This is a genomic window from Ectopseudomonas khazarica (assembly GCF_004521985.1).
GTDB classification, from domain to species: domain Bacteria; phylum Pseudomonadota; class Gammaproteobacteria; order Pseudomonadales; family Pseudomonadaceae; genus Aquipseudomonas; species Aquipseudomonas khazarica.
This window is the reverse complement of sequence record NZ_SBHZ01000006.1, coordinates 316,260-323,698: the sequence shown is the minus strand read 5'-3', so window position 1 is coordinate 323,698 and position 7,439 is coordinate 316,260. Positions and strand designations below refer to the sequence as shown.

Annotated in this window: 9 protein-coding genes; 4 read left to right on the top strand and 5 right to left on the bottom strand. The window is 61.7% G+C overall.

Annotation, left to right across the window (positions count from 1 at the left end; translation table 11 throughout):
- On the top strand, positions 1 to 334 hold a 334-nt coding region (locus EPK82_RS24925; protein WP_208651116.1), incomplete at its 5' end, for a hypothetical protein.
- On the opposite strand, the gene tyrS is transcribed toward EPK82_RS24925, so the two are convergent.
- Positions 321 to 1,520 carry a tyrosine--tRNA ligase gene (gene tyrS / locus EPK82_RS10455; RefSeq protein WP_134676518.1) on the bottom strand — a complete coding sequence of 400 codons (1,200 nt, stop codon included), beginning with the start codon at positions 1,518 to 1,520 and terminating at the stop codon, positions 321 to 323. The two genes, EPK82_RS24925 and tyrS, sit on opposite strands and share 14 nt — an antisense overlap.
- 181 nt (positions 1,521 to 1,701) lie before the next feature.
- On the opposite strand from tyrS, the gene EPK82_RS10450 reads away from it, so the two are divergent.
- Together EPK82_RS10450 and EPK82_RS10445 are read left to right on the top strand one after the other, a co-directional pair.
- Positions 1,702 to 3,129: a peptidoglycan DD-metalloendopeptidase family protein gene (locus EPK82_RS10450; RefSeq protein ID WP_037054947.1), complete on the top strand. Its 1,428-nt coding sequence runs from the start codon at positions 1,702 to 1,704 to the stop codon at positions 3,127 to 3,129.
- Between the two features lie 3 nt (positions 3,130 to 3,132).
- Complete coding sequence (locus tag EPK82_RS10445; protein ID WP_134676517.1) at positions 3,133 to 4,224, top strand: anhydro-N-acetylmuramic acid kinase; 1,092 nt, start codon at positions 3,133 to 3,135, stop codon at positions 4,222 to 4,224.
- A 48-nt stretch (positions 4,225 to 4,272) separates the two neighbouring features.
- Here EPK82_RS10445 and erpA read toward each other — a convergent pair whose 3' ends face one another.
- The 4 genes from erpA to argC form a co-directional block, all read right to left on the bottom strand.
- Positions 4,273 to 4,623, bottom strand: coding sequence for an iron-sulfur cluster insertion protein ErpA (gene erpA, locus EPK82_RS10440; protein WP_004373465.1), 351 nt, complete (start codon positions 4,621 to 4,623; stop codon positions 4,273 to 4,275).
- 72 nt (positions 4,624 to 4,695) lie between these two features.
- Positions 4,696 to 5,106 (bottom strand): bactofilin family protein, encoded by a 411-nt coding sequence (locus EPK82_RS10435; protein ID WP_037054952.1) that lies wholly within the window; start codon positions 5,104 to 5,106, stop codon positions 4,696 to 4,698.
- Positions 5,096 to 5,839: a DUF6776 family protein gene (locus tag EPK82_RS10430; RefSeq protein WP_244229902.1), complete on the bottom strand. Its 744-nt coding sequence runs from the start codon at positions 5,837 to 5,839 to the stop codon at positions 5,096 to 5,098. The genes EPK82_RS10435 and EPK82_RS10430 overlap by 11 nt, the downstream gene beginning before the upstream one ends.
- The gene (gene argC, locus EPK82_RS10425) at positions 5,836 to 6,870 is read right to left on the bottom strand and encodes an N-acetyl-gamma-glutamyl-phosphate reductase (RefSeq protein WP_037054957.1); all 1,035 of its coding nucleotides are present in this window, start codon (positions 6,868 to 6,870) and stop codon (positions 5,836 to 5,838) included. Before argC ends, EPK82_RS10430 begins: the two co-directional genes overlap by 4 nt.
- 133 nt (positions 6,871 to 7,003) lie before the next feature.
- On the opposite strand from argC, the gene hemJ reads away from it, so the two are divergent.
- Positions 7,004 to 7,432 (top strand): protoporphyrinogen oxidase HemJ, encoded by a 429-nt coding sequence (gene hemJ, locus EPK82_RS10420; protein WP_134676516.1) that lies wholly within the window; start codon positions 7,004 to 7,006, stop codon positions 7,430 to 7,432.
- Positions 7,433 to 7,439: the final 7 nt, after the last annotated feature.

The following is a 7,439-nucleotide window of genomic DNA, read 5'->3' as shown; positions in this document are numbered from 1 at the left end:
AAGAATTTTTTCTTTCTACTCAACCACTTGCGCTTTCGATCAGAGCTTCTTCTCTCCAGCGGGAGGCGCATTCTACAGCGTTCAAAACCGCTGTCAACCACCTCTTTTCTACCGCTTTCGATCCACTCGACCGAATCACCAACAGGGCTCAACCATCACCCTGTCGACCGGCGCGCATTCTACACGCCTGATCCAGCTTTGCAACCCCTCTTTTAAACTTAACTTATTGATTAACAAGAAGTTTTCGAAGAGCTTCATCGCTGAAGTGGCGCGCATTCTACAACCCACAGAACGCGCGTCAAGCTTAAATTGCAATTTTATTACTCGGCCTTGAGAACGACCCGCGCGAAGGCTTTCTTGCCCGCCTGGCAGACATGGGCCTCGCCCACCTTGAACAGGAAGGAACGATCGACCACCTCGCCATCGACCCGCACGCCGCCGGAGCCCAGCAGATCACGTGCCACCGCAGCGTTCTTCACCAGACCTGCCTTATTAAGGACGGACGAGATCGGCATATCTTCAGCCGAAACCAGTTCGACCTCGGGCAAGTCGTCCGGCAGCTCGCCATCCTTCATACGGTTACCGGCCGAGCGATGCGCATTGGCAGCCGCCTCTTCACCATGGAAACGCGCAACCAGTTCCTCGGCCAGCTTGATCTTGATGTCACGCGGGTTGGCACCCTGCTCGACATCGCGCCTGAACTGCTCGATCTCCTCCATGGAGCGGAAGCTGAGCAGCTCGAAGTAGCGCCACATCAATGCATCCGGCATGGACACCAGCTTGTTGTACATCACGCCAGGCGCTTCCTGGATACCCACGTAGTTACCCAGGGACTTGGACATCTTCTTCACGCCATCGAGCCCTTCGAGCAGAGGCATGGTGACGATGCACTGCGACTCCTGACCGTAGGCACGCTGCAGTTCGCGCCCCATCAGCAGGTTGAACTTCTGGTCGGTACCGCCAAGTTCCACATCGGCCTTGAGCGCAACGGAGTCGTAGCCCTGCACCAGCGGGTAGAGGAACTCGTGAATGGCAATCGGCTGGTTGCTGCTGTAGCGCTTGTCGAAGTCATCGCGCTCGAGCATCCGCGCCACGGTGTACTGCGACGCCAGGCGAATGAAGTCGGCCGGAGTGAGCTGATCCATCCAGGAGGAGTTGAACGCCACCTCGGTCCTGGCCGGATCGAGGATCTTGAACACCTGCTGCTTGTAGGTCTCGGCGTTGTCCAGTACCTGCTCGCGGGTCAGCGGCGGACGGGTAGCGCTCTTGCCGCTGGGATCACCAATCATTCCGGTGAAGTCACCGATCAGGAAGATCACCTGATGCCCCAGCTCCTGGAACTGACGCAGCTTATTAATAAGCACGGTATGACCGAGGTGCAGATCCGGCGCGGTAGGATCGAACCCCGCCTTGATCCGCAGCGGCTGACCACGCTTGAGCTTTTCGACCAGCTCCGCCTCAACCAGAACCTCTTCCGCACCGCGCTTGATCAGCGCCAGCTGCTCTTCGACCGACTTCATGACAGAACCCGCAACCACTGGAAATTGAAAGGGAACCAACCATACAAGATCGCAAACTAATTACAAGTTTTGCCCATGGTTGGCCCGGCGGTCGCAGACAGGGCATCTCAAGGGTTGCCCCGAGCCGATTTTGGTTATATTTTATACAGTTAATGCACATTCCAAGAAAACGCCTCACGCCATGACGCAAAATATCCCTAAAGCCCCGCCCTACCCCAAGAGCCATATCCTGGCTGCGAGTGGTGTAGCTGCGCTGCTGAGCCTGGCTCTGCTGGTGTTTCCTTCGCGTGAAGTCGAAGCGCAGAAGACCTTTCTCGATCTGGACCTCGGCAGCGACGCCGAGCTGGTGCTGCAGGAAAAGGACGACCTCCGAGCGGGACAGCCAGCCTCTGGCGCTGCCTCGCCGTTCGCCAAGATCGGACCGAGCGCAGATAGCGCCGAAAACAGCGTCGGAGATGGCGCTGATGAAAAGAATCCAGCAACAGCCGACACCACTCCTTCCGATCCCAACCAGCACAGCGTCACCGTCAGCAACGGCGATACGCTGTCCACGGTCTTTGCCAAGGTCGGGCTGAACGCGAACGACCTGCACGAGGCGCTCAACAGCAGCAAGGAAGCCAAGCAGTTCAGCCGCCTCAAGGTCGGCCAGGTACTCGACTTCCAACTGGGTGACGACGGCAAGCTGAAAAGCCTGCAGAGCAAGCTCAGTGAACTGGAAACCATTCGCCTGAGCCGTGACGCCGATGGCTTCGATTTCCAGCGTGACCAGGTCAAGCCGGAAGTCGTGACGGCCTACAGCCATGGCGTGATCAACAGCTCGCTGTTCCTCTCGGCCAAGCGTGCCGGCCTGTCTCATGGCTTGACCATGGACCTGGCCAACGTCTTCGGTTACGACATCGACTTCGCCATGGATATTCGCGAAGGCGACGAGTTCGAGGTGATCTACGAGGAGAAGGTGGTCAACGGCAAGCGCGTCGGCACCGGCGACATCCTGTCCGCACGCTTCACCAACCGCGGCAAGACCTACACCGCCGTGCGCTACACCAACAAGCAGGGCGCGACCAGCTACTACAGCGCCAACGGCGAAAGCATGCGCAAGGCCTTCATCCGCACGCCGGTGGACTTTGCCCGCATCAGCTCGCGCTTCTCCACCGGACGCAAGCACCCGATCCTGAACAAGATTCGCGCGCACAAGGGTGTCGACTACGCAGCGCCACGCGGCACACCGATCAAGGCGGCCGGCGACGGCAAGATCGCCCTGGCCGGTCGTAATGGCGGTTATGGCAATACGGTGATCATCCAGCACGGACAGCGCTACCGGACGCTCTATGCGCACATGCAGGGCTTCGCCAAGGGTATTCGCAACGGCGTCAACGTCAAGCAAGGGCAGATCATCGGCTATATCGGCACCACCGGCCTGTCGACCGGCCCGCACCTGCACTACGAGTTCCAGGTCAATGGTGTGCACGTCGACCCGCTGAGCCAGAAGCTGCCAATGGCCGACCCGATTGCTGCGAGCGAGAAGCAACGCTTCATGCAACTGAGCAAGCCGCTGATGGCACGCATGGATCAGGAAAAGGCCACCATGCTGGCCAGCAACAAGCAGTAATCCATGTCTCTCTATATAGGTGTGATGTCCGGTACCAGCCTGGACGGCCTGGACATCGCACTGATCGAGCAAGACCACTCCCCTCGCCTCCTCGCGACCCTCTACCGGCCAATGCCCGAGACGCTGCGTAGCGATCTGCTGGCACTCTGCGCACCTGGCGAGAATGAGCTGGCTCGCGCCGCCATTGCCGAACAACGCTGGGTCGAGATTGCCGCACAGGGCATCGACGAGCTGCTGAAACAGCAGAACCTGACCACACAACAGATTCGCGCTATTGGCAGCCATGGCCAGACCGTGCGCCATGAACCTGCCCGTGGTTTCACCATCCAGATCGGCAACCCCGCGCTACTCGCCGAGCTGACCGGCATCTGCGTGGTCGCGGACTTCCGCCGCCGTGATGTTGCGGCGGGTGGCCAGGGCGCGCCCTTGGTGCCCGCCTTCCATCAGAGTCTGTTTGCTGATGGCCAGCGTCAGGTGGCCGTGCTCAACGTCGGCGGTTTCAGCAATCTCAGCCTGCTGGCCCCGGATGGAGAGGTGCTGGGCTTCGACAGCGGCCCTGGAAACGTTCTGCTCGATGCCTGGATTCATCACTGCCAGGGGCTCAACTATGACCGCGACGGTGCCTGGGCTGCCACTGGCACCGTGCACCCCGGCCTGCTGAGCCGACTGCTGAGCGATCCGTTCTTCGCGACGGCCGGCCCCAAGAGTACCGGCCGCGAGCTGTTCAACCTCGACTGGCTGCTCGGCCACCTGCAGGCCTTGCCTGCGATAGCGGGCGAGGATGTTCAGGCGACGCTGGTCGAACTCACTGCCCGTAGCATCACCAGTGCCTTGCGCACTGCGCAGGCCCATACCGATGTCCTGCTGGTATGCGGCGGCGGCGCGCACAACACCTGTCTCATGCAGCGCCTGAGCGCGCTGATGCAAGGAGCCGACGTGCGGAGTACGGCTGCGCAGGGTATCGACCCGGACTGGGTCGAGGCCATGGCCTTCGCCTGGCTCGCCCACTGCGCCCTGGAGGGGATTCCGGGTAACCGGCCGAGCGTTACCGGAGCCGCAGGGCTGCGCATCCTCGGCGCGATCTATCCCGCCTGAACGAAAACGCCGCGCATCGAGCGCGGCGTTTTTCATCTGCCAAGGTGCTCAGATCGAGAAGGACGAACCACAGCCACAGGTCGTGGTGGCATTGGGGTTCTTGATCACGAAGCGCGAACCCTCGAGCCCTTCCTGGTAATCGACCTCGGAGCCGACCAGATACTGGAAGCTCATGGCATCGACCACCAGGCTGACACCCTCGCGCTCGACGATGGTGTCATCCTCGGCGACGTCTTCATCGAAGGTGAAGCCGTACTGAAAGCCCGAGCAGCCACCGCCCGTGACGAACACGCGCAACTTCAGACGCGGATTGCCTTCCTCATCGACCAGGGTCTTCACCTTGCTGGCCGCACCCTGGGTGAAGTGCAAAGGGGCAGGGGTGAAGGTTTCGACGCTCATGCTGAACTCCCGGCGCCATGCGCCATACTGCGTTGGGCATGCATTATCCGCTTGCCCTACAAAATTGGTCAACTATTGCTCGGCATCTACCAAGGCTGGCAGCTCAAGCGGCTTGTCGCCGTCCTTGAGATGGTGAAGGCGACCTTCGATCTGCGCCCCCATGGCCATTTCCATCAGGGCATAGTGCAGATTGCCGCGCACACGCGAACGCGCGCCCAGTTCGAGATGGCCGCTGGCGAACACGTCACCGATCACTTCGCCGTCGATGACGATATGGGGGGCCCGCACCTCTCCTTCAACCAGCCCACCCACACTGACGCGAACCAGCCCTTCGGTGGCCAGCAGGTTTCCGGTGACCTTGCCGTCCACCTGCACCGCGCCCTGAAAGCGCATGTCGCCCACCAGCTCGGCACCGGCAGCGATCAGGCTGGTCTTGCCGCTGAAACGCTGCAGGTCGGGTTTGGCCTTGTCTTTACTCCACATGGGGGGTCATAACTCCTGATTTGATCCATTCGAACGTACGGTTCAGCGGCTTGTCGCCTTCGACTTCCGCCTGAACCTTGACCTGAAGCGGCTCGAAGCCTTCAGGCAGCTGCAATTCACCGAAGCGGCCAGCCTCGGGAAAGGACTGGAAATGCTTGAAGGAAAATGGGATGGGGTTTTCACTCACGTCATCGGACAACGTCGACAGAGCCAGAGAAGCGGGTTTACCCCCCTGCCGACCTTCGACGGTGACACGCATTTTCCCCTGCAGCGCCTCGTCACTGGCGCCAACTCGGCTCATCAGCAATTTGTAGCGGAAACGCCGAGGTACGTCCGTGGCTTGCAGCTCAAACGTGCGAATGCGCAGGCCTTCGCGGCGACTGGCAGGCGCCAGCACACCCTTGTAGAAGGCCAGGTCCTGCTGCTGCTTGAAGATCTGCTCCTCGAGCAGCTTGATGGTCAGGCGGTTCTGTTCGATCGCCTGCTGACTCACCTTGTCGCTGCTGCCCACCACCGCCAGGCGCTGGCGCAGCAGCTCCAGTTCCTGGTCCTGCTCGGCCAGGCGCGTCAGCAGCGCCTGCGTTTGCTCCGGGCTCTGCTGCGGCGCAGCCTGCGGCCAGTACCAGCCCAGGGCGAATGCCGCTGGCAGCGCGAGCACCAGCAGCAACAGCGACCAGCGACGTCGACGATCACGGCGCGGATCGCTGAGGCGAACTTCCCAACCCGCTGTCACGGCAGCAGAGCCGCGTGCGACAGACCGAGGCGCTCGTCGAGGCCGAAGAGGATGTTCATGTTCTGCACTGCCTGGCCGGACGCCCCCTTGACCAGGTTGTCGATGACCGACAGCACCACCACCAGGTCACCGCCCTGAGGCCGATGCAGCGCAATCCGGCAGACATTGCCGCCGCGCACGCTGCGGGTTTCCGGGTGGCTGCCGGCCGGCATCACGTCGACGAACGGCTCGCCCGCATAGCGCTTCTCGAACAGTGCCTGCAGATCCACCGAGGTATCGGCCACGCGCGCATACAGGGTGGCGTGAATGCCACGGATCATCGGTGTCAGGTGCGGAACGAAGGTCAGGCCGACGTCGCTGCCCGCGGCCAGGCGCAGCCCCTGGCGGATTTCCGGCAGGTGGCGATGGCCTTTGACCGAGTAGGCTTTCATGCTTTCGCCGGCCTCGCAGAACAGCGAGCCGACGCTGGCACCACGCCCGGCGCCGCTGACACCACTCTTGCAGTCAGCAATCAGACTGCCGGTGTCTGCCAGCCCGGCCTCCAGCAACGGGATCAGGCCAAGCTGGGTGGCCGTCGGGTAGCACCCCGGCACGGCGATCAGACGCGCCGCCTTGATCGCCTCACGGTTGACCTCGGGCAGGCCATAGACCGCCTCGCTCAGCAGCTCCGGCGCGCCGTGCGGCTGGCCGTACCACTTGGCCCACTCCTCGGCATCCTGCAGACGGAAGTCGGCGGACAGGTCGATCACTCGCGTGCCGGCAGCCAGCAGTTCGCCGGCCAGGGCATGGGCCACACCGTGAGGCGTGGCGAAGAACACCACATCGCAGGCGCCCAGAGTGGCGACGTCCGGCACGCTGAATGCCAGGTCCGGGTAGTGGCCGCGCAGGTTGGGGTACATCTCGTCGACACGCAGGCCGGCTTCGGAACGGGAAGTGATGACGGTCACTTCAGCCTGCGGGTGTTGCGCCAGCAGACGCAGCAGTTCGACACCGGTGTAACCCGTGCCGCCGACGATACCGACCTTGATCATCACATACCCCTTCACAAAAGCCATTGGAAAGTTGCCGATGATAAAGCCGCATCGGCCAAGCTCCAACCGCAGAGGTGACGTAAAGCGTTGCCTGCCTCTACTATCGGGGCAATTTTCAGCATGAGACACGCAAATGCTCTATCTCTGGCTCAAGGCCCTGCACATCATCGCCATGGTCTGCTGGTTCGCCGGCCTGTTCTATCTGCCGCGCCTGTTCGTCTATCACGCGATGAGCGACGACAGCGCCAGCCATGAACGTTTCCGCGTGATGGAGCGCAAGCTCTACCGCGGCATCATGCTGCCGTCGATGATCGCGACACTGGGCCTGGGCATCTGGCTGCTGAGCCTCAACCCTTCCTACTATTTCTCCCAGGGCTGGATGCACGCCAAGCTGACACTGGTGGTCGCCCTGGTCATCTATCACCACCTGTGCGGCGCTCAGCTGAAGCGCTTCGCGCGGGGTGAGAACAGCCGCAGCCATGTGTTCTATCGCTGGTTCAACGAAGCACCGGTGCTGGCTCTGCTGGGCATCGTCATTCTGGTCGTCGTCCGCCCCTTCTGAGGAAACC